Raw genomic sequence first — 24609 nt, 5'->3', positions numbered from 1 at the left:
TGTGAACTTTGCGGCATCGCCTGACAGAAACGCGATGCATGCGAACAACATAAGAACAAGATAACTGGAGCGCGATGTGAAGCAGCACTTTGCAACTCACATCGTTGCTCACATAATTGAGTATTGGATTTTTCTATGTTGACCTGGGACGAAGAAGTCAAGCCCTCCTTGCCAAAGGACATGCAACAAGGATTGCAGCACTCCACGAAAAACGGCGCGCCGATCGGCCGCTCGATGGAAGTCCCGACGCTGCAAACAACCCCCGCAATCCGCTCGACGCTCGATGACGGCGCTGCCGTTCCCGCGCGCGTTGCGCCCGTCGCATCCGCCGCCGTTGCAACGCCGGCTGCACGCCGCGTCAACGCGGCCGACAAACGCATCATCAACGGCCAGACCGACGTCAACCAGCTGGTGCCGTTCAAGTACAAGTGGGCTTGGGAAAAATACCTCGCCACCTGCGCCAACCACTGGATGCCGCAGGAAGTGAACATGACGCGCGACATCGCGCTCTGGAAAGACCCGAACGGCCTGACCGACGACGAGCGCCGCATCATCAAGCGCAACCTCGGCTTCTTCGTGACCGCCGATTCGCTGGCCGCAAACAACATCGTGCTGGGCACCTATCGCCACATCACCGCGCCCGAGTGCCGCCAGTTCCTGCTGCGCCAGGCCTTTGAAGAAGCGATCCACACGCACGCGTACCAGTACATCGTCGAGTCGCTCGGCCTGGACGAAAGCGAGATCTTCAACGCGTACAACGAGGTGACGTCGATTCGCGAGAAGGATCAGTTCCTGATTCCGTTCATCGATGCCATCAGCGACCCGCACTTCCACACCGGAACGCACGAGACCGACCAGACCTTGCTCAAGTCGCTCATCGTGTTCGCCTGCCTGATGGAAGGCCTGTTCTTCTACGTCGGCTTCACGCAGATTCTTGCGCTGGGCCGCCAGAACAAGATGACCGGTGCCGCCGAGCAGTACCAGTACATCCTGCGTGACGAGTCGATGCACTGCAATTTCGGCATCGACCTGATCAATCAGCTCAAGCTCGAGAACCCCGGCCTGTGGACGGCCGAGTTCAAGGCCGAGATCAAGGCCTTGTTCCTGAAGGCCGTCGAACTCGAATACAAGTACGCCGAAGACACCATGCCGCGCGGCGTGCTCGGCATGAACGCCTCCATGTTCAAGGGCTACCTGCGCTATATCGCCAACCGGCGTGCGCAGCAGATCGGCCTCGAAACGCTGTTCCCGAACGAAGAAAATCCGTTCCCATGGATGAGCGAAATGATCGATCTGAAGAAGGAACGCAATTTCTTCGAAACCCGCGTGATCGAGTACCAGTCGGGTGGTGCCCTCTCGTGGGATTGAGGTTTTCCGATAAGAATGAGTGATTTCAAGAATTGCCCCCAGCGCATATCGCACCACAGAGTGCGGCTGTTGGGAGGCGTCGGTGTTCATGGTGCTGGAGCTTGATTTCCAACGCCATGAATCGCTTCACGTTCACAAGCGAGCGTGGAGTGCTTCAAAAGGTTGATTTTTCAACTTGATCAAGGAGAAAGAAATGGCAACTGCAAAGAAAGCGCCGGCCAAGAAGGTCGCTGCAAAGAAGGCTCCGGCAAAGAAGGCTCCGGCCAAAAAGGCGGCAGCTAAGAAGGCTCCGGCAAAGAAGGTCGTAGCAAAGAAGGCCCCGGCGAAGAAGGCCCCGGCCAAAAAAGCGGCAGCAAAGAAGGCTCCGGCAAAGAAGGTCGTAGCGAAGAAGGCTCCGGCGAAGAAGGCAGCAGCTAAGAAGGCTCCGGCCAAGAAGGCCGCTGCGAAGAAGGCTCCGGCGAAGAAGGCCGCCGCCAAGAAGGCGCCTGCGAAGAAGGCCGCGGCCAAGAAAGCCGCGAAAAAGCCCGCTGCCAAGCCTGCCGCCAAGAAGGCTGCGAAAGCACCCGCCAAGGCCGCCGTCGCCCCTGCCCCTGCGGCACAAACGACGCTGAACCCTCAAGCTGCCTGGCCGTTTCCTACGGCCAGCAAGCCCTGAGTCGTTCAGAGGCCGTGAAAGGCAAAAGCCCGGCACCGAAAGGTGTCGGGCTTTTTTTTGGCAACCAGCCCAGGCGTTGCGCTACAGGCCGATTTTCTTCAGATCCACCGTGTAGTTCTGCGGCCCCCGCTGCGCGACCTTGAGCGCGCCGATCTGATTGCCGAGCGCCGCGCATTTCGCCAGCGGCCAGCCCTGCTCAAGACCGAACAGCAGCGCGCCACGCCAGGCATCGCCACAGCCGGTAGGATCGACCACGGCCTCCGGCTGCACCGGCGGCACGTGCGTCTTCTCGCCATCGATCCAGACTTCGCAGCCCTCGGCGCCAAGCGTCACCACCAGCCCGCGCACACGGCGCGAGATTTCGGCGTTGTCCCAGCCGGTGCGATCGCTCAGCATCTTGCCTTCGTAGTCGTTGACCGTGACCCAGTCGGCCTGTTCGATGAAGCGCGCGAGTTCGTCGCCGTTGAACATCGGCAGCCCCTGCCCCGGATCGAAAACAAAGGGAATACCGGCGACCTTGAACTGCTCCGCGTGCTGAAGCATGGCGTCGCGTCCATCGGGCGAAATGATGCCAAGCTTGAGATCGGCGCGCGCCTCGATGCGCGTGATGTGCGCCTGCTGCATCGCGCCCGGATGGAAGGCGGTGATCTGGTTGTTGTCGCGGTCGGTCATGATCATGGCCTGCGCGGTGTAGGCATCCGCCACCGTCCGGACGAACTCCGTGCCAATGCCCTGTTCGTTGAGCCGCGCGACATAGCCAGCGCCATCGCTGCCCACGGTCGCCATCGGGAACGGCGCCCCACCAAGTGCGCGCAGGGCATAGGCGATGTTGCCGGCGCAGCCGCCGAAGTCGCGCCGCAAAGCGGGCACCAGAAACGACACATTGAGGATGTGCAACTGATCAGGAAGGATCTGATCGGCGAACCGCCCCTCGAAAGTCATGATGGTGTCGAACGCGAGGGAACCGCAAATCACTGCTGCCATGGATGAACCGTTGGTTGAAAAAAGAAGGAGCGATGAGACCGCTCAGGGATAGAAGGCCACCACCCGGTAGCCAGCCACCGGCTGCAGCGCCGCAGAGTCCAGGCCGGTCAGAACGAGTGGCAGCGAGGCGGTGCGTTCGGCCTTGGCCGCAAGCACGGGGGGCGCGCCGAAGTCGGAGGGCATGAGCACGCGCCGAACCACTGGGCGTTCCTGCGTGTCGAGCAGCGAGAGTTCGACCGCAGGCATCGCGAGCGGCATCGCGACCGCGTTGCGCAGCGTGAAGCTCAGGCGGTAGCCGTCTCCGCTTTTTTCGCGCGCAAAGGCCGCGCCGTCGATCGTGATCGCGCCGATCTGGCGCAGCGCAGACAACTCGCAGCCCATAGCGCCGCAGAGCGCCTCGAGCACCGGGCGCCACGAAGGCTGCCGCGCCACGATCGTGTCGCGCTCGTGGCGCAGCACTTGCAGCACCAGCAGCAACGCGCTTACGACGACTGCAATCACAGTCGCCCTGCCGGCTCTCGTGCCACGCGAGTGCGCCACCGCTGCGGGCTCGCCAAACAAAGGCTCCGACGGCGGCAGTTCCTCCAAGCGGGGCTCGTTCACGCTTGCCGCGCTCACCACCGGCATTGGCGGCGATGACGTTTGCTCGCGCGGCAGTGGCTCCGTCGGCGTTTGCGCCGCCTTGCGCGCCCGTGCGCTTCGAACCGCGTCGATGCGTGCACGTCGCAAGGCTTTCTGCAACTGCGCGTCGGCCGCCTGCTCGACCACGGCCGAGAAATCGTCGAGCGCTTCGACCGAACTGGTCAGCGAGCTTCGAGCGAGCACTGGCATCGGCTCGGCGGGCGCCGGGGCAGACGGTGCGGGCCAGGGCTCGTCGGCCACCACGCCAATCCCGGGCCAGGCCGGGGGCGGGAACGCCGCTCTCAACGGCGTGGAAGACCGCACTTCCGGTTCAGGCAAGGCGGCGCGCTCCGGCCCGAGCTCAGGCGCACTGGGCGGATCGGCTTCGGTCGACGACGAAGCGGCACCATCCTCTTCGGGTGCCGCGGCCGGTGCTGCAGTTCCCGCATCGGGCGCTTCCTGCAGATCCAGGGTCGCATCGAACACGTTGCTGCAGCGACCGCATCGAACCCAGCCGTCCGAAATGCGCAGTTGATCCCGCACCACCTTGAAAGTGGTCGCGCAGGATGGGCAGCGGGTCACAAGACTCATGAGGCGGGAATTGTAGGTGGCGTGCCCCACGCCGCGCCGCTAAAGGCGGGCGGTCATCAGGATCCAGCCGTCCTCGCTGTCGCTGACCTGCAACTGCGCAAACGGCGCATAGGCCAGCGTCAGTTCTTCGGCCTGGCGCTCGAGGATGCCTGCCAGCACCAGTGCGCCGCCCGGCGCCACATAGCGGCAAAGCAACGGCGCCAGCACCTTGAGTGGGGTGGCGAGGATGTTGGCCAGCACGGTCTGATAGAAGCCCTGCGCTGCGTCGGGCAGGCCGGTCTGCAGCTGCACTGCGTTGGCTTCGGCATTGAGCCGGGTCGACTCCACCGCGGCTTCGTCGATGTCGACCGCATCGATCTGCGCCGCGCCGTATTTGGCCGCGCCGATCGCGAGAATGCCGGAGCCGCAGCCGTAGTCGAGCACACGCTGGTTCGCGGGCGGGTGCGTCGCGATCCAGCGCAGGCACATGCGCGTGGTCGGGTGCGTACCGGTGCCGAAGGCCAGTCCCGGGTCAAGCCGGATCACCTTGCGCGCCTGCGCAGGCGGCTCGTGCCAGGTCGGTACGATCCAGAACTCGGGTGTGATCTCGACCGGCGCGAACTGCGATTGCGTGAGCCGCACCCAGTCCTGCTCCGGCACATCGGCCACGCCAAGGATCTGGCAGCCGGCAAAGAAGTCCTGCGCCGCAAGCACCTGCGCCGCTTCGCGCGCGAGCGCCTCTGTTGCGAACAGCGCGATCACGCGCGAGCGCTGCCAGCCCTCCTGGGGCGGCGGCATGCCGGGTTCGCCGAACAGCGCCTGCTCGGCATCGGTCTGGGCGTCGGCGTCCTCGACCGAAACGCTCAGCGCATCGAGCGCGTCGAGCGCATCGCTGACCGTCTCGACACGGTCTTGCGGAACCAGCAGGCGAAGTTCGTGCACCCGTGCGTCTCGCTCAGCGCTTGTGGGAAGCCAGCCACTCTTCGAGGTAGTGGATGTTGGTGCCGCCGCTCATGAACTTGGCGTCGACCATGAGCTCGCGGTGCAACGGGATGTTGGTGCTGATGCCTTCGACCACCGTCTCGCTGAGGGCTGTGCGCATGCGCGCCATGGCCTGCTCGCGTGTATCGCCATAGGTGATGATCTTGCCGATCATCGAGTCGTAGTTGGGCGGTACGAAATAGTTGGTGTACACGTGCGAGTCGACCCGCACGCCCGGCCCGCCCGGCGGATGCCACATGGTGATGCGGCCCGGCGACGGCGTGAACTTCCAGGCGTCCTCGGCATTGATGCGGCATTCGATCGCGTGGCCGTGCATCTGGATCTGGCGCTGCGTGAACGGCAGCTTCTCGCCGGCGGCGACCATGATCTGGGTCTTGACGATGTCGATGCCGGTGGTGAACTCGGTCACCGGGTGCTCGACCTGCACGCGCGTGTTCATCTCGATGAAATAGAACTCGCCGTTCTCGTAGAGGAACTCGAAGGTGCCCGCGCCGCGGTAGCCGATCTTCTTGCAGGCCGCCGCGCAACGCTCGCCGATCTTCTCGATCAGCTTGCGCGGAATGCCCGGGGCCGGCGACTCCTCGATCACCTTCTGGTGGCGGCGCTGCATCGAGCAGTCACGCTCGCCCAGGTAAACCGCGTTCCTGAACTTGTCAGCCAGGATCTGGATTTCGACGTGGCGCGGGTTCTGGAGAAACTTCTCCATATAGACGGCGCCGTTGTTGAAAGCCGCCGCCGCCTCGGCCTTGGTCATCTGGATCGCGTTGACCAGCGCCGCCTCGGTGTGCACGACGCGCATGCCGCGGCCACCGCCGCCGCCGGCCGCCTTGATGATGACCGGGTAGCCTATGGCGCGTGCGATGCGCTTGTTGGTGGTGGCGTCGTCCGACAGTTCGCCTTCGGAGCCCGGCACGCAGGGCACACCAGCCTTGATCATGGCCTGCTTGGCTGACACCTTGTCACCCATCGTGCGGATGTTCTCGGGCGTCGGGCCGATGAACTGGAAGCCGCTTTGCTCCACACGCTCCGCGAAGTTGGCGTTTTCGCTCAGAAAGCCGTAACCCGGGTGGATCGCTTCGGCGTCCGTCACTTCGGCCGCCGAAATGATCGCCGGCATGTTGAGGTAGCTTTGCGACGAAGGCGCCGGGCCGATGCAGACCGCCTCCTGCGCCAGCTTGACGTACTTGGCGTCGCGGTCGGCTTCGGAATAGACCATCACGGCCTTGATGCCCATCTCGCTGCAAGCGCGCTGAATTCTCAGCGCGATCTCCCCGCGATTCGCGACCAGAATCTTCTTGAACATGGTCACTCGATGATGAACAGCGGTTGGCCGTATTCGACCGCCTGGCCGTTTTCGCCGAGGATCTGTTTGATGGTGCCGGACTTGTCGGCCTCGATCTCGTTGAGGATCTTCATGGCTTCGATAATGCAGACCGTGTCGCCTTCCTTGACCTGGCTGCCCACTTCGACGAAGGCCGGCGCGCCGGGGCTCGAAGAACGGTAGAAGGTGCCGACCATCGGCGACTTGATCGCGTGGCCGGTGGGTGCGGCAGCCTCTGTCGGGGCGGGCGCGGCGGGCATCCCGGGAGCAGGCGCCGGTGCCGGGCCGCCTTGTGGCGCCAGCGTTTGCACATATTGAACCGGCGCTGCGGCGCCGGCCTTGACGATGCGCACCTTGCCTTCGGCTTCGGTGATTTCGAGTTCGGAAATATTCGATTCAGACACCAGATCGATCAGTGTCTTGAGTTTGCGCAGATCCATGGGCCTCCAGCGCCAGCTTTGCCGGTCAATAGGTAATAACTCGCCTGAAAATCGGCTTATGTCGGCGTTTTAACGCCAAATGCCGGATTGTGCGCGGGATTCTACCCGTGAACAGGGGCCCGTCGCCACGCATCGAGGTCGGTCGCCTCGAGCTTGCCCATTTTACGCGCGGCCACTGCACCAGCCGAATTGACCACGATCGTGAACGGCAACCCACCCCCGGTGTTGCCCAGCCGACGAACCAGATCGGTACCTTCGAGCCCGGCCAGGCCGACCGGGAAGCCAACCGGGGTACGGGCCAGGAACTTGCGCACCGCACTGGGCTGATCAATCGCCAAACCGACCACTTGCCAACCGTTGGGCGCCTGATCGCGAAAGAAGCGATCGACCATCGGCAGCTCCTCGATGCACGGGGGACACCATGTTGCCCAGAAATTGATCAGCAACGGCTTGCCGCGCAGCGACGCAAAAGCGAGCTCGCCGCCCTCCGGCCGATCGAAGCGCTGGGCCCAGAACGCCTCATCAAGCGCGTCAGCGGCATTTGCCTCGCGCGCGTGCTCGCGCCACCACGCACCGCCTGCGCCCGCGACGGCTGCAAGGCCCGCCACGCCACCGACGATCCAGCGCCTGCGCGCGGGGGAGGGGGTGTTGCTCACGCCTTGTCCTCCCGCTCCATCAGCCGCCGCAAGGCAGCCAGGTCGCCGCGCGGTGCGCGGCCCTGGGCATCGGGCTTGAGCGCACCGCGCAGGTCGTCAAGGTCATACACCAGCAGGTGCACGCCGATTTCTTCACCGAGCGGCCGGCTGATCGCGTGCACGCTGAGCGCTTCGACCTGTTCGCCGTGGAAGCCGGTCACCATGCGGGGCTCGTAATCCACGTGATGGTCGATCAGCGCGATTTCGGCCGACTTGGAGTCGTCGCAGAACAGCTGAATGTAGATGTCCGAGAGCCGGGTCGCGGTGCCGTGCCAGACCGCGCCGCCTACATGAGGCCGGAACGGGGCCATGCGCTCCATCCATTCAAGTGCCAGCGCGCGCAGCGCCTTCAGTTCCGCCGGTTGCGTGTCGGCGCAGAACAGCGCGATGTAATCGCGCACCTCGGCTTCGACCTCGTCGTTGTTGGGCAGCGCGGTGCGCGAGGGCAGGCCAAGGCTGCGCAAGGCGCGGCGCTTGGCCGGCCCGTACTCGAGCCCTTCCTCGACCACGAGGCGTGCAGCGGCGGCGGCGATTTCGCGCTTGGACATGTCCATCACGGCATTCTGCCCGCAAGGCGGCCGATGCAGGAGTGGCCCCACGGGCCGTCCCTAAAATCAGCTGATGCATATTCACATTCTGGGCATCTGCGGCACCTTCATGGGTGGCGTGGCCGCCCTCGCGCGCGAGGCCGGCCACAAGGTCACAGGCTGCGATGCCGGGGTTTATCCGCCAATGAGCGACCAGTTGCGCGCACTTGGCATCGAGTTGATCGAAGGTTTCGACGCGCAGCAGCTCGCTTTGAAGCCGGACGTTTTCGTCATTGGCAACGTGGTGTCGCGGGTTCGCCTGGACGACGGCACGCCGAAATTTCCGCTGATGGAGGCGATCCTCGACGCCGGCCTGCCCTACACCAGCGGCCCGCAATGGCTGGCCGAGCAGGTGCTGCAGGGCCGCCATGTGCTGGCCGTGGCCGGTACGCACGGCAAGACCACCACCACCTCGATGCTGGCCTGGGTGCTGGAAGCCACCGGCCAGGCGCCCGGCTTCCTGGTCGGCGGCGTGCCGTTGAATTTCGACGTGTCGGCGCGACTGGGCTCGGGAAAAGGCTTCGTGATCGAAGCCGACGAGTACGACACCGCCTTCTTCGACAAGCGCAGCAAGTTCGTTCACTACCGGCCGCGCACCGCGGTGCTGAACAACCTGGAGTTCGACCACGCCGACATCTTCGACGATCTCGCCGCGATCGAGCGCCAGTTTCACCACCTGCTGCGCACGGTGCCTGCGCGCGGGCGCGTGGTGGTCAACGCCACCGAAGACAGCCTGCAGCGCGTGCTCGCGCAGGGCTGCTGGAGCGAACTCGCACGCTTCGGCGCCGGCGGCGAATGGCAGGCCGATGGCAGCGACGATGCTTTCGAGGTGCTGCGCGCGGGTCGATCCGTGGGCCGGGTCGAATGGGCGCTCTCGGGCCGGCACAACCAGATGAACGCGCTGGCGGCCATCGCGGCGGCCGAGCACCTGGGCGTGCCACCGGCCGAGGCGGCGGCGGCGCTGGCATCGTTTCGCAACGTGCGCCGCCGCATGGAATTGCGCGGCACGGCCGAGCGCGATGGCGGTGCGATCACCGTGTATGACGATTTCGCCCACCACCCGACGGCGATCCGCACCACGCTAGACGGCCTGCGTCGCCAGCTCGATGGCAAGGGCGGCCAGTCCGACCGGATCCTGGCCGTGTTCGAGCCGCGCAGCAACACCATGAAGCTGGGCGCGATGGCCGCCCAACTGCCCTGGAGTCTGGAACAGGCCGACCTCGCCTTCTGCCATACCGCCGGACTGGGCTGGGACGCGGCCGCCGCGCTCGCGCCGATGGGCGCTCGGGCGCAGGTGGCCGGCGCGATCGCCCCGCTGGTGGATCAGGTGGTGGCCGCGGCGCGGGCGGGCGACCATGTCGTCTGCATGAGCAACGGCGGTTTCGGCGGCGTGCATGAGAAGCTGCTCGCCGGGCTGCGCAAGGCGAGCTGACCACCGTGCGTGCGCAGGAACTGATCGAGACGCTGCGGCTGCAGCCGCATCCGGAAGGCGGCTGGTACCGCGAGGTGTTCCGTTCGGCGACACGCGTCGGCCCGACCGATGGCCGGCCGCAGCGCGACGCCTTGACCAGCATCTACTTCCTGCTCGAAGCAGACCAGCAGTCACGCTGGCACCGCGTGCTTTCCGACGAGGTATGGGTACATCTCGAAGGCGTGCCGATTGCGCTCTGGACGTGCGATGCAGCGTTGCGCACGGCGCCGGCCCACGTGCGGCTGGGCCCGGTCGACCTGCACGGCACCCGGCCGCAGCACGTGGTGCCGGCCGGCCAGTGGCAGGCCGCGCGGCCGATCGTCGCCCACAGCAAGGGCGACTACAGCCTGGCGGCCTGCACCGTGGGCCCGGGCTTCGACTTTGCCGACTTCTCTTTCATGGCGCCCGATGGCGCAGAAGCCACGCTGCTGCGCCACCACTGGCCCGACCTGGCCAGCCTGATCTAGCCCTAGCCGCGGCGCTGCTTCACCGCCTGCGACAGCGTGTCGAGCACCGCCACCGAATCGTCCCAGCCGATGCAGGCGTCGGTGATGCTCTTGCCGTATTCCAGGCCGGAGATCTGATCTTTGCCTGCGGCGAATTTCTGGGCGCCCGCCTGCAAGTGGCTTTCGACCATCACGCCGAACACGTTCTTGCTGCCACCGGCGATCTGCGCGGCAATGTTCCCGGCCACCTCGATCTGCTTCAGGTGCTGCTTGGAACTGTTGGCATGGCTGCAATCGACCATCAAGCTTTGCGGCAACTTGGCGGCTTCCAGATCCCTGCAGGCCGCAGCCACGCTGGCCGCGTCGTAGTTGGGCGCCTTGCCACCGCGCAGGATCACGTGGCAGTCGTTGTTGCCATTGGTCTGGACGATCGCGACCTGGCCGTTCTTGTGCACCGACAGGAAGTGGTGCCCGCGCGCTGCCGCCTGGATCGCGTCGGTGGCGATGCGAATGTTGCCGTCGGTGCCGTTCTTGAAGCCGATCGGCGCCGACAGGCCCGAAGCCAGTTCGCGGTGCACCTGGCTTTCGGTGGTGCGCGCGCCGATCGCGCCCCAGGCGATCAGGTCGCCGATGTATTGCGGCGAGATCACGTCGAGGAACTCGCTGCCGGCCGGCAGGCCGACGCGGTTGATGTCGATCAGCAACTGGCGTGCGATGCGCAGGCCTTCGTCGATGCGAAAGCTCTCGTCGAGGTACGGGTCGTTGATCAGGCCCTTCCAGCCGACCGTGGTGCGCGGCTTCTCGAAGTAGACGCGCATCACGATCTCGAGCGAATCGGCGTACTTGTCGCGTTGCACCTTCAGGCGGCGCGCGTACTCGAGCGCGGCGGCCGGGTCGTGGATCGAACAGGGGCCCATGACCACCAGCAGCCGGTCGTCGGTGCCCGCCATGATGTCGTGGATCGCGCGACGGGTGCCGGTGATCAGCGTTTCGACCGGCGTCCCGCGTATCGGGAAGAAGCGGATCAGATGTTCAGGAGGGGGCAGCACGTTGATGTCCTTGATGCGTTCGTCGTCGGTCTGGCTGGTTTTCTCGACGCTCGCATACCAGCTGTCGCTGGTGGGGGCGGTGTTCTGGGTCATCGTGTGCTCCTGGATCAAAAACAAAGAGGCATAAAAAAACCGCCGGGGCATGAGCGCCGGCGGTCTTTGGAGGGGTGTACGTTTGTCTTACGCGCTCGCCTCTGGGCCGCCGGAGATCCGGAACCAAAAGTACGAAAAGTAAAAAGCGGCGCGTTGCGACATAGGGCGCGACTCTAGCACAGCCACCGCCCAAAGCCAGAAACACCGCGGAACCGGCTTCGCCGGGCCGCTGGTGTTGCCCCCGGCAGGGGGTTGGCGAAGCGACACGCAGTGCGCGAAGACTGGGGGCGAGCGGGATTCAGGCCGTGCCGCCGACCGTCAGGCCGTCGATGCGCAGCGTCGGCTGGCCCACGCCCACAGGCACGCTCTGGCCTTCCTTGCCGCAGGTGCCGACGCCCGAATCGAGCGCCATGTCGTTGCCGATCATGGTCACGCGCGTCAGTGCATCGGGGCCGTTGCCGACGATGGTCGCGCCCTTCACCGGGTACTGGATCTTGCCGTTCTCGACCCAGTAGGCCTCGCTGGCCGAGAACACGAACTTGCCGCTCGTGATGTCGACCTGGCCGCCGCCGAAGTTGGTGGCGTACAGGCCCTTCTTGATGCTCGCGACGATTTCCTTCGGATCCTTGTCGCCGCCCAGCATGTAGGTGTTGGTCATGCGCGGCATCGGCACGTGCGCGTAGCTCTCGCGCCGGCCGTTGCCGGTGGGCTTGACCTTCATCAGGCGCGCGTTGAGCGAATCCTGGATGTAGCCCTTGAGAATGCCGTCTTCGATCAGCACGTTGCGCTGGCTGGCATTGCCCTCGTCGTCGACGTTGAGCGAGCCGCGGCGGTCGGCGATGGTGCCGTCGTCGAGCACCGTCACGCCCTTGGCCGCCACGCGCTGGCCGATGCGACCACTGAAGGCGCTCGAGCCCTTGCGGTTGAAGTCGCCTTCGAGCCCGTGGCCGATGGCTTCGTGCAGCAGGATGCCGGGCCAGCCCGGGCCCAGCACCACGGTCATCTCGCCGGCGGGTGCCGGACGCGATTCAAGGTTCATGAGCGCGGCGCTGACTGCCTGCTCGACGTATTCGGCAATGTGGGCTTCATCGAAATACGCCAGGCCGAAACGGCCGCCGCCGCCACCCGAACCCATTTCGCGCCGGCCGTTCTGCTCGGCGATCACCGTTACCGAGAGGCGCACCAGCGGCCGCACGTCGGCGGCCAGCGTGCCGTCTGCGCGCGCCACCAGCACCACGTCGTATTCGCTCGCCAGCCCGGCCATAACCTGCGCCACGCGCGGATCACGCGCCCGCGCCAGCTTTTCGACACGGCCGAGCAGCGCCACCTTGGCGGTGCTGTCGAGCGTGGTGATCGGGTCGACGCCGTTGTAGAGCGAGCGGCTGGAGGCGATCTTGCGGCTCGGTGTTTTCGTGCGGGCCGACCGGCCGGCCGACGAAATGGAGCGCACCGTGCGCGCCGCGTCGAGCAGCGAGGCTTCGGAAATATCGTCGGAATAGGCGAACGCGGTCTTCTCGCCGCTGACCGCGCGCACGCCGACGCCCTGGTCGATGCTGAAGCTGCCGGTCTTGACGATGCCCTCTTCCAGGCTCCAGCCCTCGCTGCGCGTGTACTGGAAGTAGAGATCGGCGTCATCGACCTTGTGGGCCGTGATCTCGGCCAGCGCGCGCGACAGGTGCGACTCGTCGAGGCCGAAGGGCGTGAGAAGCAGCGACTGCGCCGTGGCAAGACGCTCGATGGTGGGTTCGCGGGAGATCATCGAGGCATTATTGCTCGCCCCCAGGCTGCGCGGCACTTCGTGTCCGCTTCGCCCACCCCCTGCCGGGGGCAATGCTGGCCGATTGAAGCTGCTGGCCTGGCCGGACGCAATCGCCCCTCGGGACAGGCCCGCGCCGCGCTCACGACTGCATGAGGCGCTTGGCGCGCGAGATCGACATCAGGATGCCGAGCGCCAGGCCCAACGTCACCATCGCGGTGCCGCCATAGCTGATGAAGGGCAAGGGCACGCCCACCACCGGCAGGATGCCGCTCACCATGCCCATGTTCACGAAGGCGTAGGTGAAGAAGATCATCGTGACCGCGCCCGCCAGCAGGCGCGAGAACAGTGTCGGCGCGTCCATCGCAATGGCCAGGCCGCGAAAAATCAGGAAAATGAACGCGGTGATCAGGAACAGATTGCCGGCCAGCCCGAACTCCTCGGAATAGGCCGCGAAGATGAAGTCGGTGGTGCGCTCCGGAATGAACTCCAGATGCGTCTGCGTGCCCTGCATGAAGCCCTTGCCGCCGACCCCGCCGGAGCCGATCGCGATCATTCCCTGGATGATGTGGAAGCCCTTGCCGAGCGGATCCTTGGAGGGATCAAGCAGCGTGCAGATGCGCTGCTTTTGGTAGTCGTGCAGCACGCGCCAGTCAAAGCCGTCGGCACACAGCGTCGATTCGTAGCCGACGATCAGCGCCACGGCGATCAGCCCCATCACCACCGGCGGCACGATCAGCTTCCATGAGAGTCCCGCAAAGAAGATCACCGACAACCCGGCCGCCAGCACGAGAAGCGAGGTGCCGAGGTCGGGCTGCTTCATGATCAACCCCACCGGTATGGCCAGCAGCACCGTGGCGACCACGAAGTCGAGCGGCCGCAACTGCCCTTCGCGGCGCTGGAACCACCAGGCCAGCATCAGCGGCATCGCGATCTTGAGAATTTCGCTCGGCTGGATCACCATCCCGACGTTGATCCACCGCCGGGCGCCCTTCTTGGTGATGCCGAAGATCGCCACGGCGATGAGCAGCGCGACGCCGAGCGTGTAGAGCGGCACCGCGAACGTCATGAGCCGCTGCGGCGGCACCTGCGCCACCACGAACATGATGAAGCCGGCCAGCAGCATGTTGCGGCCGTGATCCATGAAGCGGGAGCCGTGGTCGAAACCCGACGAGTACATCGTCACCAGCCCGGCGCAGGCCAGCAGGAACACGGCAAACGCCAGAAAACCGTCGAAGCCCTGGAACACGGGCGCGATGCGGCGCGCGAGCGAGGGTTGCTGGAAGACGGCCGACATGGTGCGCGATTATCGGTGCGCGCGGGGCCGGTTCAATCGAATTGCAGTTGAACGACCGTGCGGCCCGGTCGACTTTCGAGGGTCAGGCGTGCGCCGATGGCCAGCGCGCGCTGTTGCAGCGCGCGCGGCGGGCGCGTGGCGTCGAAGCCGCAGCCGTTGTCAATGGCACGCAGGCGCTGCACGCCATCGTGCATTCCGGCCTCGATGCGCAGCACGCTGGCGCCGGCATGCTGCAGCATGTTGGAGATGGTTTCGAACAACAGGAACTGCAGTTGCCGCATGGCCGGTGCGTCGAGCCGCGCCACCGGCGGGCACTCGTCGACCGCCCATTCGAGTGCCACGCCCGAGTCCGCCAGCCGCGGCGCCAGCCGGTAGCGCAGCGCGGCCAGCAACGCGCCGACATCACCGGCCGGCAGATGAATCGAATCGATCGACAGCTTGAGCTGGTCGAGCGAATCGCGCAGCGTGCGCAACAGCCCTGCCTGGCTGGCCTGGCCCGACTGCAACTGGTGGATGGCAGCACTGATGTGCGACCCCACGCCGTCGTGCATATCGCGCAGGATGCGCGCGCGCTCGTGCGTGCGCGCCTGCTCGCGCCCCACCTCGGCCAGCCTCGCGTAGGTGATGGCCAGTTCGCGCTCGCGATCGGCGACCCGGGCTGCCAGCGTGCCCAGCAGCTCGTTGGCCTGCGTGCTGGCCGTACGGAAACGCCTGATCACGATCGCCAGCAGCGCGATGCCGAAAAACACCGAGGTGTAGCGCACCCAGGTGGTCTCGCCATAGCTGTCGCTGAGGCGGATCGTCAGCCAGTCGCGAAATGCGACCGCGACGGTGAGCAGCGCCGCCGACCCGACCAGCACCCGCGCCAGGTTGGGCCGACGCACCGTCGCCACCGCAAAAATGGCGACATACGCCCCCACGCCGACCAGTTCGAGCGCGAGCCACCCGGTCAGCCAGCGCGGATCGGCCCGGGTCAGCGAAAGCCAGCAGCAGATGACCGAACCGGTGAACATCGCGGCCATGGCGCCCCGCATCCAGGGCATGTAGGGGCTCCGGTGCCAGCCCGCGACGTGGTGGCAGAACAGCATGGCCGACGCCGCCCAGCCCGAATAGCACGCGGTCATCAGCATGCCCCATGGAACCCATGACAGGGGCGGACTGATGATCGCGGTATCGGCGACGCGCAGCGCCCAGCAGAATTCGGCCAGTGCGGCCCAGAGGTAGAGGCCCTCGCGCCGTCGGCCGCCGGCTGCCCCCGCATCGAGCTGGGTGAGCCAGAGCGCGAACGCGATTGCACCGACCACCACGCTGAAGCCCACCAGCAGCACCGAACCGGTGAAACGCGAGGCGTAGGACCTGCCGTACTGCCGCAGCACGTCATCTGACGGCCCGACGATGACGAGCGACAGGCCGGCGCGGCGCCCGGTGTCGGCGCGCACCCCTATTTCGATCAGGTTTTCTCCCGCCCGCAGCAACTGCGCCGGGATGATCAGGGAGCGCGGCGCCTTGGCATAGTCGGCGCCGTTGCCGTGCTCCATGTCGCCGTGCACGCGCAGCAGCGCGCCGTTGACGCGCAGATCGAACACGTTGCCCACGCGCGGAATGAACACGGCCCAGGGCCCATCGGGCCGGCTCGCCAGCGTGAACGGCAAGTCGAAGCGGGCCGCGCCGGGCTGCGCGGCCTGTTCACGATCCCAGTGGTAGGGCAAGCGCAGCGGCGCCGTGCGGGTCTGGCCATTCACCGTGGTGGTCACGCTGCCGCTGTCCAGCGTGAGCACTTGCGCTGCGGCGGGCGCAACAGCGGCGCAGCACCACACCAGCCAGAACGCGCCAGCCCGGACCCACATGTCCATTAATCCGTCCCCGGATGGCGCAGCAGCCCAAGGCGCATGGCCTCGAACACGGCCTCGTTTTTCGAATGCACGGAGAGCTTGCCGTAGAGGTGCTTGATGTGCGTCTGCACCGTGTGCACGCTCAAGCCCTGCAGCCGCGCGATCTCGGCGTAGGAGAAGCCGCGCGCAATCAGCGTCAGCACTTCCTGCTCGCGCCCCGACAGCAGGGAGCGGCCCGCATCCGACTTATCGACCGGGCCGACAGAGGGCGCCGACACTGCCGCAACGGGGGCCACCGGCTCCGGTCGGTTCGCCGTCTGCAGCAACCGGTAACGCGCCAGCACGCGGCGCGCGATCATCGGCGAGATCGGCGAGGCGCCGGCCTTCATCTCGAGGATGGTCTGGGCGATGTCTTCCGGCGCGGCGTCCTTGTGGATGTAGCCCAGCGCGCCGGCCTCGATGCTGGCGAGCACGCTGTCTTCGTCGCCGAACACCGAGATCACCAACGGCTCGCATTGCGGATAGCGCGCCACTGCGGCTGCGATCACGTCGAGGCCGCTGCCGTCAGGCAACCCGAGGTCGACCAGCACCACATCGGGCGCCACGCCGTCACCCTGGAGCCAGCCGAGTGCCTCGCGCACCGAACCGGCCCCGCCGAGCCACTGCAGTTGCGGGCTGCGCCGAATGCTGGTTTCGAAGAAGGCTCGCGCGTGGCTGTCGTCTTCGACCACCCAGACGCCCCAGGGGCGGGGCACGGAGATATCCATTGCGTCGATGGGTGGCATGGCAACGAGCATAAAGCCCGTAACACTTGGGAAACATTGCGTGCTTCCCGAATTCATGGGATGCCGGTACAACCATAGACCCCGACACTCGCACCCACTGGGCTCTGCGACAGCGCGGCGGCACGGAGAATCCGGCGCTCTGACGGGATCGAAAACATAAACAAAAAAAGGCCCGCAGCGCCCGTCCCGACTGCGCAAGCCGCTATGGATTTAATAGCATGCGATCATTGCCAACGACCCATCTGCTCTATTTGCACGGTTTTCGTTCGTCGCCCGGTTCGACCAAGGCGCAGCTGATGGCACGTCGCATTGCAGCCACACACCCCAAGGTGCATTGGTGGTGTCCGCAGCTTCCGCCCTCGCCGCGCGAGGCCATTGACCTGATCATGCGCGGCATTGCCTGCTGGCCGCGCGATTCGATGGCGGTGGTCGGCTCGTCCCTCGGCGGCTTCTATGCGACCTATGTGGCCGGCATGACCCGATGTCCCGCGGTGCTGCTGAACCCCGCGGTGCATCCGGCGCGCGACCTGGCCCGCCACATCGGCACGCAGTCCCAATGGCACGACCGGGAACAGCATTTCTACTTCCGCTCCGAATACATCGATGAGTTGCGAGGGCTCGAAGTCGGCGCCTTGCCCCGGCCGGAGCGCTGCTTCGCCATCGTGGCCAAGGGCGACGAGGTGCTCGACTGGCGCGAGATGTCGGCGCGCTATCCAAACAGCCGCGTCAAGCTGCTCGAAAAGGGCGACCATGCACTGTCGGATTTCGAGCGGGCGCACATGGACGACGTCATCGCCTTCCTGCAGCCGGCGTAGCCATCGGTGGGCGGAACGCGAGCCCTGAATTGCGGGGCGCGCGTGGTAACCGTCAGCGCTGCGGCATGTCCTTGGCCGAATAGCCCAGGCTCACGGTTGCATCGTCGGGGATGGGCGGCATCGTGGCGTTCCAGGCCTCCCACGCAGCGCGCATGGTGGCCAGGCGTTCGGGCTCCCGTTTGGCGCGGTTGGCCCGCTCGCGCTCGTCGGCCGGGATGTTGAACAGGTAGTCGTTGCCGTCGACCCGCAGATACTTCCAGTCGCCATCGCGCAGGGCGCGCTGGTCGCGGTGGTTCATGCGCCAGTGCAGCGGGCGGGCAAATTGCGCCGCCGGGTCGCGCAGCACCGGCAGCAGGGACACCCCATCGAACGGAAATGCGGGGTCGGCTGGCACGCCGGCCACATCGAGCATGGTGGCTGACCAGTCCATCGTCATGCAGTGTTGGGTGCTCTCGCCGCCGGGCGAGATGGCGGCGGGCCAGTGCGCGATCCAGGGCACCCGGATGCCGCCTTCGGTCAGATCCATCTTGCCGCCGACCAGCGGCCAGTTGTCGGAGAAGCGCTCGCCGCCGTTGTCGCTGGTGAAGACCACCAGCGTGTTGTCGGCGATGCCCTGCTTTTCGAGCGCCGCCATGATCCAGCCGATGCCCTCGTCCATGTGGTGGATCATGCGGCGGTAGGTTTCGATGTTGCCGCCGTCGAGGTGGAACAGGTTGTCGGCCACCTGCGGCGCCACGCCGGCGTCGTCGCGCGTCTCCCAGGGCCAGTGCGGTGCGGTGTAGTGCAGGCTCAAGAAGAACGGCTGCGCCTCTTCGCCCATTCGTTCGATGTAGGCCACCGCGCGTTGCGAGAACAGATCGGTGAGGTAGCCGTGCTCGGCTTTCTCTTCTTCGCCTGACCAAAGGTCGTGCGTGCCGCGCGAATCGCAGTGCGTGAAGTAGTCGACGCCGCCCGACAGCGGCCCGAAGAACTCCTCGTAGCCCGAGCGCAGTGGGCCGAACGCCGGCGGGTAGCCCAGATGCCACTTGCCGATCAGCGCCGTGCGGTAGCCCCCGCCGCGCAGCAGCGATGGCAAGGTGGGGTGTTCAGGCGGCAGGCCGAGGGTTGCGCTGCCGCGGCTCTTGCTGTTGATGGGTTCCTCGGCCGCGCCGCGCAGGCGGTACTGGTAGCGCGCGGTCATCAGCGCGAAACGGGTCGGTGAGCAGACCGGAGAGTTCGAATAGCCCTCGGTGAAGCGCATGCCGCGCGCAGCCAGGCCGTCGAGCACCGGCGACACGGCGCCGAATTCGGCGTCGCGCCCGCCATAGCAGCCGAGATCGGCAAAGCCGAGGTCGTCGGCCACGATGAAGATGATGTTGGGGCGTTTCATGGGATTGGGCAGAGCGTGCGGTTGGGTCGCTCTCCCGCCGACTCCAAGTATTCGACAACGATTGTTCTAATCAACTGTACAGCGGGCTGACCGCGGGCATCCCGGTGGCCGGCCGGCCATCAATCCCCCTGCCCCGCCTTCCCCGCATGGGACAATCTTGCCCATGTTTGTATTGTTTGAAGAAGCCGGCAAATACCTTGGCGGCCGCGTGCTGTCGGAAGCCGAAGCCTCGGCCCAGGTCGAGCTCGAGACCGGCAAGCGTCTCAAGGTCAAGGTGGCCAACATCGTGCTGCGCTTCGAGAAACCGGGCCCGCCCGAACTCATCGCCGACGCGCGCGCGCTGGCTGCCACGATGGATCTCGACCTGGCCTGGGAGTTTGCCCCCGAGGGCGAATTCGGCTTTGCCGACCTGGCCGCCGAGTATTTCCAGGCCAAGCCCACGCTGGCGCAGCAGGCCGCCGCGCTGTTCGGCCTGTTCGAGGCGCCGCATTACTTTCGCCGCGCCGGCAAGGGCCGCTTCAAGAAGGCGCCTGCCGAGATCGTGCAGCAGGCACTCGCCGCGATCGAGAAAAAGAAGCTCGTGCTGGCGCAGATCGCCGAATGGGCAACCGAACTGGCCGCCGGCGTGTGCCCGGCGCCAGTGCGCGAACAGCTCTACAAGATCCTGTTCAAGCCCGACAAGAATGCGCCCGAGTACCGCGCCGTGGTCGAGGCCTCGCGTGCTTCGCAGCGCCCGCCGCTCGAACTGCTGGAGCGCGCCGGCGCCATCGATTCCGCCTACCAGTTCCACTGGAAGCGTTTTCTGTTCGAGAACTTTCCGAAGGGCACCGCCTTCCCGGCCCTGCAGGCCCCGGCCATCACCGACGCACTGCCACTGGCCGAAGGCGTGCAGGCGTTCTCTATCGACGACTCGCAAACCACCGAAATCGACGATGCACTCTCGGTGCAGGGCCTCGGCACCGGCACCGTGACGGTCGGCATCCACATCGCCGCACCGGGCCTCGCGCTGGTGCCGGGCAGTGCAATCGACCAGGTCGCGCGCCAGCGCATGTCGACTGTCTACATGCCGGGCTACAAGATCACGATGCTGCCCGACGACATCGTGGCGAGCTACACGCTGCAGGAAGGCCGCGACTGCCCGGCCGTGTCGCTCTACGCGAGCTTCGACGAAGTCTCGCTCGCGCTGAAGGGCACCGAAACCAGGCTGGAGCGCGTGCCGATCGTTGCGAACCTGCGGCACGACCAGCTCGACGCCTTTGTCAGCGAAGAATGGCTGACCGATGCGGCGACGCCGAACGGCGACGCGCCGGCCACGGTCACCGCGCTGCGCGACCCGCTGTCGTTCCTGTTCCGCCTCGCGCGCAGCCTCAAGGCGCAGCGCGAAGTGGTGCGCGGCAAGCCCGAGAACTTCAACCGGCCCGACTACAACTTCCGCCTCGAAGGCAACACGGGCGAGCCGACCGGCGACGAGCAGGTGCAGATCACGACGCGACGACGCGGCGCACCGCTCGACCTGATCGTGGCCGAGGCGATGATCCTGGCCAACAGCACCTGGGGCAGCTGGCTCGGCGAGTTCGGCGTGCCCGGCCTCTACCGCAGCCAGGCCAGCCTCGCGCCCGGCGTCAAGGTGCGCATGGGTACCCGGCCGGCGCCGCATGCCGGCATCGGCGTCAAGAGCTACGCGTGGAGCACCTCGCCGCTGCGCCGCTACACCGACCTGGTCAACCAGTGGCAGATCATCGCGGCCGTGCGCCATGGCAAGACCGCCGCGTTGGCCGCGCCGTTCAAGCCCAAGGACGCCGACCTGTTCTCGATCCTCTCGGGCTTCGACGCCGCCTACAGCACCTACAACGGCTACCAGGCCGGCATGGAGCGCTTCTGGACGCTTAAATACCTGCAGCAGCAGGGCATCACCGAGCTCGACGCGACCGTGATGAAAGACCTGCCGAACGGCGCGCTGGTGCGTGCCGACGGGCTGCCGCTGGTGTTTCCGGTAGCGGGCGCGCAGGAGCGCGGTGCCCACCTGCGCGTGAAGCTCGGCGCCATCGACGAGATCGCGCTCGACGTGCACGGCACGGTGCTGGCAAGGCTCGACAGCGCGCCCGATGCGGCGGCTGCGAGTGAAGACGACCGCAGCGACGACGAGGAAGAAGAAGTCGCGGGCCCCATCGCCATTGCTGTCGATCTGGCCGACAGCGAGGCCACCACGGACAACGTGCCCGCATGAACCTGCGCGACTTCAGCGTCCTGCAGATCGCGCTCGGGGCGTCGATCCTGGCGCACGGCGTGTTGCTGGGGGTGCGCTTCGCCAACCCCGAGGCCTTCGACCGCGTGTTCCAGGAAACGGCACTCGAGGTCATTCTCGTCAACGCCTCGACCAACGAGAAGCCCGACAAGGCGCAGGCGATCGCGCAGAAGTCACTGGCCGGCGGCGGCGATCTCGACCGCGGCCGTGCCACCAGCCCGCTGCCCCCTTCGGCCTTCACCACCATGGGCGACGCGTCGGAAGACGCCCAGCGCCAGGTCGAGTCGATGCAGGCGCAGCAGCAGCTGCTGCTCGCGCAGATCAAGCAGCAGCTCGCGGCGATGCCGTTGCCCGACCCGCGCAACCAGGGCGACCCGACCGAGAACAACGCGCGCGAGGAAAAGCGGCGCCAGCTGGTCGAAGTGCTGGCCGAAATCGAGAAGCGCGTGAACGAAGAGAACGCGCGGCCCAAGAAGCGCTACGTGAGCCCGGCCACGCGCGAGGCTGCCTATGCCATCTATGTCGACACCCTGCGGCGCCGCATCGAGGCGCGCGGCACCGAGCACTTCCCCGAAGCGGCCGGCAAGAAGCTCTATGGCGCGCTGACGATGCTGGTGACGATCAACCACGACGGTAGCGTGATCGGCGCCGACATCGTCGAAAGCTCGGGCAACCTCCTGCTCGACCGGCGCGCCCAGGCGATCGTGCGCAGCATCGGCAACTTCGGCAAGTTCACTGACGCGATGCGGCGCCAGACCGACCAGATCGTGCTGCCCTCTCGCTTCCGGTTCACGCGTGACGAGACGCTCGAGGCAAGCCCCTCCGCACCCTGAGAAAGCCATGGACTTGTACTGCGTGATGGGCAACCCGATCGAGCACAGCCGGTCGCCCTGGATTCATGCGCGTTTTGCCGAACTCACCGGCGAAACGCTGGACTACGGCCGGCGCCTGGTGCCGCACGGCGGTTTTGCCGATGCGGTGGCCGCGTTCCGCGCCGACCCGGCCGGCGCGGCGCGGGGCTGCAACATCACGGTGCCGTTCAAGTTCGACGCAGCCGCCGCCGCGCAGCATGTGAGCGAGCGCGCCGCGCTCGCGCAGGCCGTCAACCTGCTGGCCTTTCGCGATGACGGCGTGCATGGCGACAACACCGACGGTATCGGCCTGGTGAACGACATCCTGCTGAACGCCGGTGTCGCGCTGCAGGGGCGCGATGTGCTGTTGATCGGCGCGGGCGGCGCCGCCGCCGGCGTGCTGGGCCCGCTGCTCGATGCGGGCGCGCGCCGGGTGGTGGTGGCGAATCGCACGCTGGCCAAGGCGGTGTCGCTGGTGCAGCGCCATGCCGCGCTCGCGCTGCGACACCATGCCGAGATCGAAGCGCAGCAGCTCGATACCGTGAACGGCACGTTCGATGTGGTCGTCAACGCCACCGCATCGAGCCTGGCTGGCGGCGCAGTGCCGGTGGCGGCCAGCGTGCTGAAGCCCGGAGCGCTCGCGATCGACATGATGTACGGGCCGGCCGCGGCCGGCTTCATGACCTGGGCGAATGAAAACGGCGCGGTGCCGCGCGACGGACTCGGGATGCTTCTCGAGCAGGCGGCCGAGGCGTTCGAGATCTGGCGCGGCGTGCGCCCGCCCTCAGCCCAGGTGCTGGCCGAGTTGCGCACGTTGGTCGCGCGCTGACGGGAATGCGTGCGCTGTTTCGCTGGGTGCTGTGCCTGCTGGCCGCAGGACTCGCGCTCGAACTCTTCTTCATTGCGCGCATCGCCGCCATGACGGTGATCGACCCGCAATCGACCACCTTCCAGCGCTCCGAAGCCTGGCAGATCGCAACCCGGGGCCGGGCCAATGCCGAGCGCGACTGGCGGCAGCGGTGGGTGCCCTACGACCAGATTTCCGACACGCTGAAGCGCGCCGTGATCGCGAGCGAAGACGGCGAGTTCCTCTACCACCAGGGCGTCGAATGGGAAGCGGTCGAGAAAGCGCGCCAGCGCAACGCCAAGGCGGAAGAGATTGCCGCGCGCCGTGCAGCCAGGGCCGCTGCCAGTGGCAAGCCGGCACGCCCGCCCCGCCTGCGCGGCGGCTCGACCATCACGCAGCAGTTGGCCAAGAACCTGCTGCTGTCCAGCGAACGCACCTTGCTGCGCAAGGGCCAGGAGCTGGTGCTCGCGACGATGCTCGAGGTGCTGCTCGACAAGCGCCGCATTCTGGAGATCTACCTCAACAGCGTGGAATGGGGCGAGGGCATCTTCGGTGCCGAGGCCGCAGCGCAGCACTACTTCAAGAAGCCGGCCGCGCGCCTCAATCCGAGCGAGGCCGCGCGGCTGGCGGTGATGCTGCCCAGCCCCAAGTTCTTCGAGCGCCGGCCGACCTCGCCCTACATCATCGGCCGGGCCGCCACCATCGTGGCGCGCATGCCGTCGGCCGAGCTGCCCTGAAAGAGCCGGCCCGTATCATCGGGCTATGTTGGCAAAGCTCGTAGGGTGGATGTTGCTCGGCGTGGTGCGCCTCCTCACCGGGGCCCAGGCACGCTGGTACGGCTGCCCGCCCAAGGCCGAGCAGCGCATCTACTTCGCCAACCACCAGAGCCATGCCGATCTCGTGATGATCTGGGCCGCGCTGCCTGAAGAACTGCGCAGCATCACGCGGCCCATCGCGGCGCGCGACTACTGGGCCAACACGCCGTTCAAACGCTGGATCACGACCGAGGTGTTCAACGCGGTGTATGTGGAGCGCGGCAATGCGCCGCCGGCCGCACCTGCCGTGCCCGCCGCGCCTGCAGAGCGGATCGAGCCCTCGATGGAACCTGCGGCGCCGGCACAGTTGCCGCTGGTGGCGCCCGAACCTGCGGTCGAAACAGCCCCGCCGCCGGCACCCGAAGGCCCCGATCCACTCGCGCCGCTGATCGAGGCGCTGACCAGCGGCGATTCGATCATCATCTTTCCCGAAGGCACGCGCGGCCATGCCGGCGAGCCGCAGAAGTTCAAGTCGGGCCTCTACACGCTGGCAACGCTGTTCCCGGATGTCGTGCTGGTGCCGGCCTGGATCGACAACATCCAGCGCGTGATGCCCAAGGGTGAAGTGGTGCCGGTGCCGATCCTCTGCTCGGTGACCTTCGGTGCGCCGCTGAAGGTCGAGGCGGGCGAAGAGCGCCGGCCTTTTCTCGACCGCGCGCGTGCCGCGGTGATCGCGCTGCGCGATGTCTGAAGAC

23 protein-coding genes are annotated in these 24609 nt (G+C 66.5%); 10 read left to right on the top strand and 13 right to left on the bottom strand.

Annotation, left to right across the window (positions count from 1 at the left end):
* The first annotated feature begins 135 nt into the window (after positions 1 to 135).
* Both ACSFA8_RS02040 and ACSFA8_RS02035 read left to right on the top strand, forming a co-directional pair.
* Positions 136 to 1368 (top strand): ribonucleotide-diphosphate reductase subunit beta, encoded by a 1233-nt coding sequence (locus ACSFA8_RS02040; protein ID WP_435477853.1) that lies wholly within the window; start codon positions 136 to 138, stop codon positions 1366 to 1368.
* A gap of 193 nt (positions 1369 to 1561) precedes the next feature.
* Positions 1562 to 2023, top strand: a complete 462-nt coding sequence (locus tag ACSFA8_RS02035) for a histone H1-like DNA-binding protein (RefSeq protein ID WP_286541717.1) — start codon at positions 1562 to 1564, stop codon at positions 2021 to 2023.
* A gap of 81 nt (positions 2024 to 2104) precedes the next feature.
* Here the strand turns inward: ACSFA8_RS02035 and ACSFA8_RS02030 are convergent, their stop codons facing one another.
* The 7 genes from ACSFA8_RS02030 to ACSFA8_RS02000 all read right to left on the bottom strand — a co-directional run bounded on the left by ACSFA8_RS02030 (position 2105) and on the right by ACSFA8_RS02000 (position 8210).
* Positions 2105 to 3007, bottom strand: coding sequence for a carbohydrate kinase family protein (locus tag ACSFA8_RS02030; protein ID WP_435477852.1), 903 nt, complete (start codon positions 3005 to 3007; stop codon positions 2105 to 2107).
* Positions 3008 to 3049: 42 nt separating this feature from the next.
* Positions 3050 to 4219 (bottom strand): zinc-ribbon and DUF3426 domain-containing protein, encoded by a 1170-nt coding sequence (locus ACSFA8_RS02025; RefSeq protein WP_435477851.1) that lies wholly within the window; start codon positions 4217 to 4219, stop codon positions 3050 to 3052.
* A gap of 39 nt (positions 4220 to 4258) precedes the next feature.
* Entirely contained in the window at positions 4259 to 5140 is an 882-nt protein-coding gene (gene prmA / locus ACSFA8_RS02020) for a 50S ribosomal protein L11 methyltransferase (protein ID WP_435477850.1), read from the bottom strand.
* A 13-nt stretch (positions 5141 to 5153) separates the two neighbouring features.
* Complete coding sequence (gene accC, locus ACSFA8_RS02015) at positions 5154 to 6503, bottom strand: acetyl-CoA carboxylase biotin carboxylase subunit (protein WP_435477849.1); 1350 nt, start codon at positions 6501 to 6503, stop codon at positions 5154 to 5156.
* 2 nt (positions 6504 to 6505) lie between these two features.
* Positions 6506 to 6961 (bottom strand): acetyl-CoA carboxylase biotin carboxyl carrier protein, encoded by a 456-nt coding sequence (gene accB / locus ACSFA8_RS02010; protein ID WP_435477848.1) that lies wholly within the window; start codon positions 6959 to 6961, stop codon positions 6506 to 6508.
* Positions 6962 to 7062: 101 nt separating this feature from the next.
* On the bottom strand, positions 7063 to 7617 hold the full coding sequence (locus tag ACSFA8_RS02005) for a TlpA family protein disulfide reductase (protein WP_435477847.1): 555 nt from the start codon (positions 7615 to 7617) through the stop codon (positions 7063 to 7065).
* Complete coding sequence (locus tag ACSFA8_RS02000) at positions 7614 to 8210, bottom strand: hypothetical protein (RefSeq protein WP_435477846.1); 597 nt, start codon at positions 8208 to 8210, stop codon at positions 7614 to 7616. Before ACSFA8_RS02000 ends, ACSFA8_RS02005 begins: the two co-directional genes overlap by 4 nt.
* A 67-nt stretch (positions 8211 to 8277) precedes the next feature.
* Between ACSFA8_RS02000 and mpl the strand changes: the two genes are divergently transcribed.
* Both mpl and ACSFA8_RS01990 read left to right on the top strand, forming a co-directional pair.
* A complete protein-coding gene (mpl, locus tag ACSFA8_RS01995) occupies positions 8278 to 9675 on the top strand; it encodes a UDP-N-acetylmuramate:L-alanyl-gamma-D-glutamyl-meso-diaminopimelate ligase (RefSeq protein ID WP_435477845.1) in 1398 nt (465 codons plus the stop codon).
* Positions 9672 to 10181, top strand: coding sequence for a cupin domain-containing protein (locus ACSFA8_RS01990; RefSeq protein ID WP_435478436.1), 510 nt, complete (start codon positions 9672 to 9674; stop codon positions 10179 to 10181). The genes mpl and ACSFA8_RS01990 overlap by 4 nt, the downstream gene beginning before the upstream one ends.
* 2 nt (positions 10182 to 10183) lie before the next feature.
* On the opposite strand, the gene ACSFA8_RS01985 is transcribed toward ACSFA8_RS01990, so the two are convergent.
* The 5 genes from ACSFA8_RS01985 to ACSFA8_RS01965 all read right to left on the bottom strand — a co-directional run bounded on the left by ACSFA8_RS01985 (position 10184) and on the right by ACSFA8_RS01965 (position 16972).
* Positions 10184 to 11302, bottom strand: a complete 1119-nt coding sequence (locus ACSFA8_RS01985; RefSeq protein ID WP_435477844.1) for a 3-deoxy-7-phosphoheptulonate synthase — start codon at positions 11300 to 11302, stop codon at positions 10184 to 10186.
* A 298-nt stretch (positions 11303 to 11600) separates the two neighbouring features.
* Positions 11601 to 13061, bottom strand: coding sequence for a metalloprotease TldD (tldD, locus tag ACSFA8_RS01980; RefSeq protein ID WP_435477843.1), 1461 nt, complete (start codon positions 13059 to 13061; stop codon positions 11601 to 11603).
* 139 nt (positions 13062 to 13200) lie between these two features.
* Positions 13201 to 14355: a rod shape-determining protein RodA gene (gene rodA, locus ACSFA8_RS01975; protein ID WP_435477842.1), complete on the bottom strand. Its 1155-nt coding sequence runs from the start codon at positions 14353 to 14355 to the stop codon at positions 13201 to 13203.
* Between the two features lie 32 nt (positions 14356 to 14387).
* Complete coding sequence (locus ACSFA8_RS01970) at positions 14388 to 16202, bottom strand: sensor histidine kinase (RefSeq protein WP_435477841.1); 1815 nt, start codon at positions 16200 to 16202, stop codon at positions 14388 to 14390.
* A 5-nt stretch (positions 16203 to 16207) separates the two neighbouring features.
* A complete protein-coding gene (locus ACSFA8_RS01965) occupies positions 16208 to 16972 on the bottom strand; it encodes a response regulator (RefSeq protein WP_435477840.1) in 765 nt (254 codons plus the stop codon).
* A gap of 218 nt (positions 16973 to 17190) precedes the next feature.
* Here ACSFA8_RS01965 and ACSFA8_RS01960 point away from each other — a divergent pair, with 218 nt between their 5' ends.
* Positions 17191 to 17787: a YqiA/YcfP family alpha/beta fold hydrolase gene (locus ACSFA8_RS01960; protein WP_435477839.1), complete on the top strand. Its 597-nt coding sequence runs from the start codon at positions 17191 to 17193 to the stop codon at positions 17785 to 17787.
* 52 nt (positions 17788 to 17839) lie between these two features.
* Here ACSFA8_RS01960 and ACSFA8_RS01955 read toward each other — a convergent pair whose 3' ends face one another.
* Positions 17840 to 19156, bottom strand: coding sequence for a sulfatase family protein (locus ACSFA8_RS01955; RefSeq protein ID WP_435477838.1), 1317 nt, complete (start codon positions 19154 to 19156; stop codon positions 17840 to 17842).
* A gap of 163 nt (positions 19157 to 19319) precedes the next feature.
* On the opposite strand from ACSFA8_RS01955, the gene ACSFA8_RS01950 reads away from it, so the two are divergent.
* From ACSFA8_RS01950 to ACSFA8_RS01930, 5 genes are read left to right on the top strand one after another with little or no spacing between them, the layout of a single operon-like run.
* A complete protein-coding gene (locus ACSFA8_RS01950) occupies positions 19320 to 21383 on the top strand; it encodes a ribonuclease catalytic domain-containing protein (RefSeq protein ID WP_435477837.1) in 2064 nt (687 codons plus the stop codon).
* A complete protein-coding gene (locus ACSFA8_RS01945) occupies positions 21380 to 22234 on the top strand; it encodes an energy transducer TonB (protein ID WP_435477836.1) in 855 nt (284 codons plus the stop codon). The genes ACSFA8_RS01950 and ACSFA8_RS01945 overlap by 4 nt, the downstream gene beginning before the upstream one ends.
* Before the next feature lie 7 nt (positions 22235 to 22241).
* Positions 22242 to 23081, top strand: a complete 840-nt coding sequence (gene aroE, locus ACSFA8_RS01940; RefSeq protein WP_435477835.1) for a shikimate dehydrogenase — start codon at positions 22242 to 22244, stop codon at positions 23079 to 23081.
* A gap of 5 nt (positions 23082 to 23086) precedes the next feature.
* Positions 23087 to 23836, top strand: a complete 750-nt coding sequence (gene mtgA, locus ACSFA8_RS01935; RefSeq protein ID WP_435477834.1) for a monofunctional biosynthetic peptidoglycan transglycosylase — start codon at positions 23087 to 23089, stop codon at positions 23834 to 23836.
* A 25-nt stretch (positions 23837 to 23861) separates the two neighbouring features.
* Positions 23862 to 24605: a lysophospholipid acyltransferase family protein gene (locus tag ACSFA8_RS01930; RefSeq protein ID WP_435477833.1), complete on the top strand. Its 744-nt coding sequence runs from the start codon at positions 23862 to 23864 to the stop codon at positions 24603 to 24605.
* The last annotated feature ends 4 nt before the right edge of the window (positions 24606 to 24609 follow it).

Origin of the sequence: Variovorax nitratireducens (assembly GCF_051216545.1) — a bacterium.
Taxonomy (GTDB): Bacteria; Pseudomonadota; Gammaproteobacteria; order Burkholderiales; family Burkholderiaceae_C; genus Variovorax.
The sequence above is the reverse complement of the archived record's forward strand: the minus strand, read 5'-3'. Positions and strand labels throughout refer to the sequence as shown.

What these genes read in the sequence shown, in the direction of transcription:
- ACSFA8_RS02040 (WP_435477853.1), top strand. Translation starts at nt 136, where the DNA reads ATGTTGACCTGGGACGAAGAAGTCAAGCCCTCCTTGCCAAAGGACATG.
- ACSFA8_RS02035 (WP_286541717.1), top strand. Translation starts at nt 1,562, where the DNA reads ATGGCAACTGCAAAGAAAGCGCCGGCCAAGAAGGTCGCTGCAAAGAAG.
- ACSFA8_RS02030 (WP_435477852.1), bottom strand. Translation starts at nt 3,007, where the DNA reads ATGGCAGCAGTGATTTGCGGTTCCCTCGCGTTCGACACCATCATGACT.
- ACSFA8_RS02025 (WP_435477851.1), bottom strand. Translation starts at nt 4,219, where the DNA reads ATGAGTCTTGTGACCCGCTGCCCATCCTGCGCGACCACTTTCAAGGTG.
- accC (WP_435477849.1), bottom strand. Translation starts at nt 6,503, where the DNA reads ATGTTCAAGAAGATTCTGGTCGCGAATCGCGGGGAGATCGCGCTGAGA.
- accB (WP_435477848.1), bottom strand. Translation starts at nt 6,961, where the DNA reads ATGGATCTGCGCAAACTCAAGACACTGATCGATCTGGTGTCTGAATCG.
- ACSFA8_RS02000 (WP_435477846.1), bottom strand. Translation starts at nt 8,210, where the DNA reads ATGGACATGTCCAAGCGCGAAATCGCCGCCGCCGCTGCACGCCTCGTG.
- mpl (WP_435477845.1), top strand. Translation starts at nt 8,278, where the DNA reads ATGCATATTCACATTCTGGGCATCTGCGGCACCTTCATGGGTGGCGTG.
- ACSFA8_RS01985 (WP_435477844.1), bottom strand. Translation starts at nt 11,302, where the DNA reads ATGACCCAGAACACCGCCCCCACCAGCGACAGCTGGTATGCGAGCGTC.
- tldD (WP_435477843.1), bottom strand. Translation starts at nt 13,061, where the DNA reads ATGATCTCCCGCGAACCCACCATCGAGCGTCTTGCCACGGCGCAGTCG.
- rodA (WP_435477842.1), bottom strand. Translation starts at nt 14,355, where the DNA reads ATGTCGGCCGTCTTCCAGCAACCCTCGCTCGCGCGCCGCATCGCGCCC.
- ACSFA8_RS01970 (WP_435477841.1), bottom strand. Translation starts at nt 16,202, where the DNA reads ATGTGGGTCCGGGCTGGCGCGTTCTGGCTGGTGTGGTGCTGCGCCGCT.
- ACSFA8_RS01965 (WP_435477840.1), bottom strand. Translation starts at nt 16,972, where the DNA reads ATGCCACCCATCGACGCAATGGATATCTCCGTGCCCCGCCCCTGGGGC.
- ACSFA8_RS01960 (WP_435477839.1), top strand. Translation starts at nt 17,191, where the DNA reads ATGCGATCATTGCCAACGACCCATCTGCTCTATTTGCACGGTTTTCGT.
- ACSFA8_RS01955 (WP_435477838.1), bottom strand. Translation starts at nt 19,156, where the DNA reads ATGAAACGCCCCAACATCATCTTCATCGTGGCCGACGACCTCGGCTTT.
- ACSFA8_RS01950 (WP_435477837.1), top strand. Translation starts at nt 19,320, where the DNA reads ATGTTTGTATTGTTTGAAGAAGCCGGCAAATACCTTGGCGGCCGCGTG.
- ACSFA8_RS01945 (WP_435477836.1), top strand. Translation starts at nt 21,380, where the DNA reads ATGAACCTGCGCGACTTCAGCGTCCTGCAGATCGCGCTCGGGGCGTCG.
- aroE (WP_435477835.1), top strand. Translation starts at nt 22,242, where the DNA reads ATGGACTTGTACTGCGTGATGGGCAACCCGATCGAGCACAGCCGGTCG.
- mtgA (WP_435477834.1), top strand. Translation starts at nt 23,087, where the DNA reads ATGCGTGCGCTGTTTCGCTGGGTGCTGTGCCTGCTGGCCGCAGGACTC.
- ACSFA8_RS01930 (WP_435477833.1), top strand. Translation starts at nt 23,862, where the DNA reads ATGTTGGCAAAGCTCGTAGGGTGGATGTTGCTCGGCGTGGTGCGCCTC.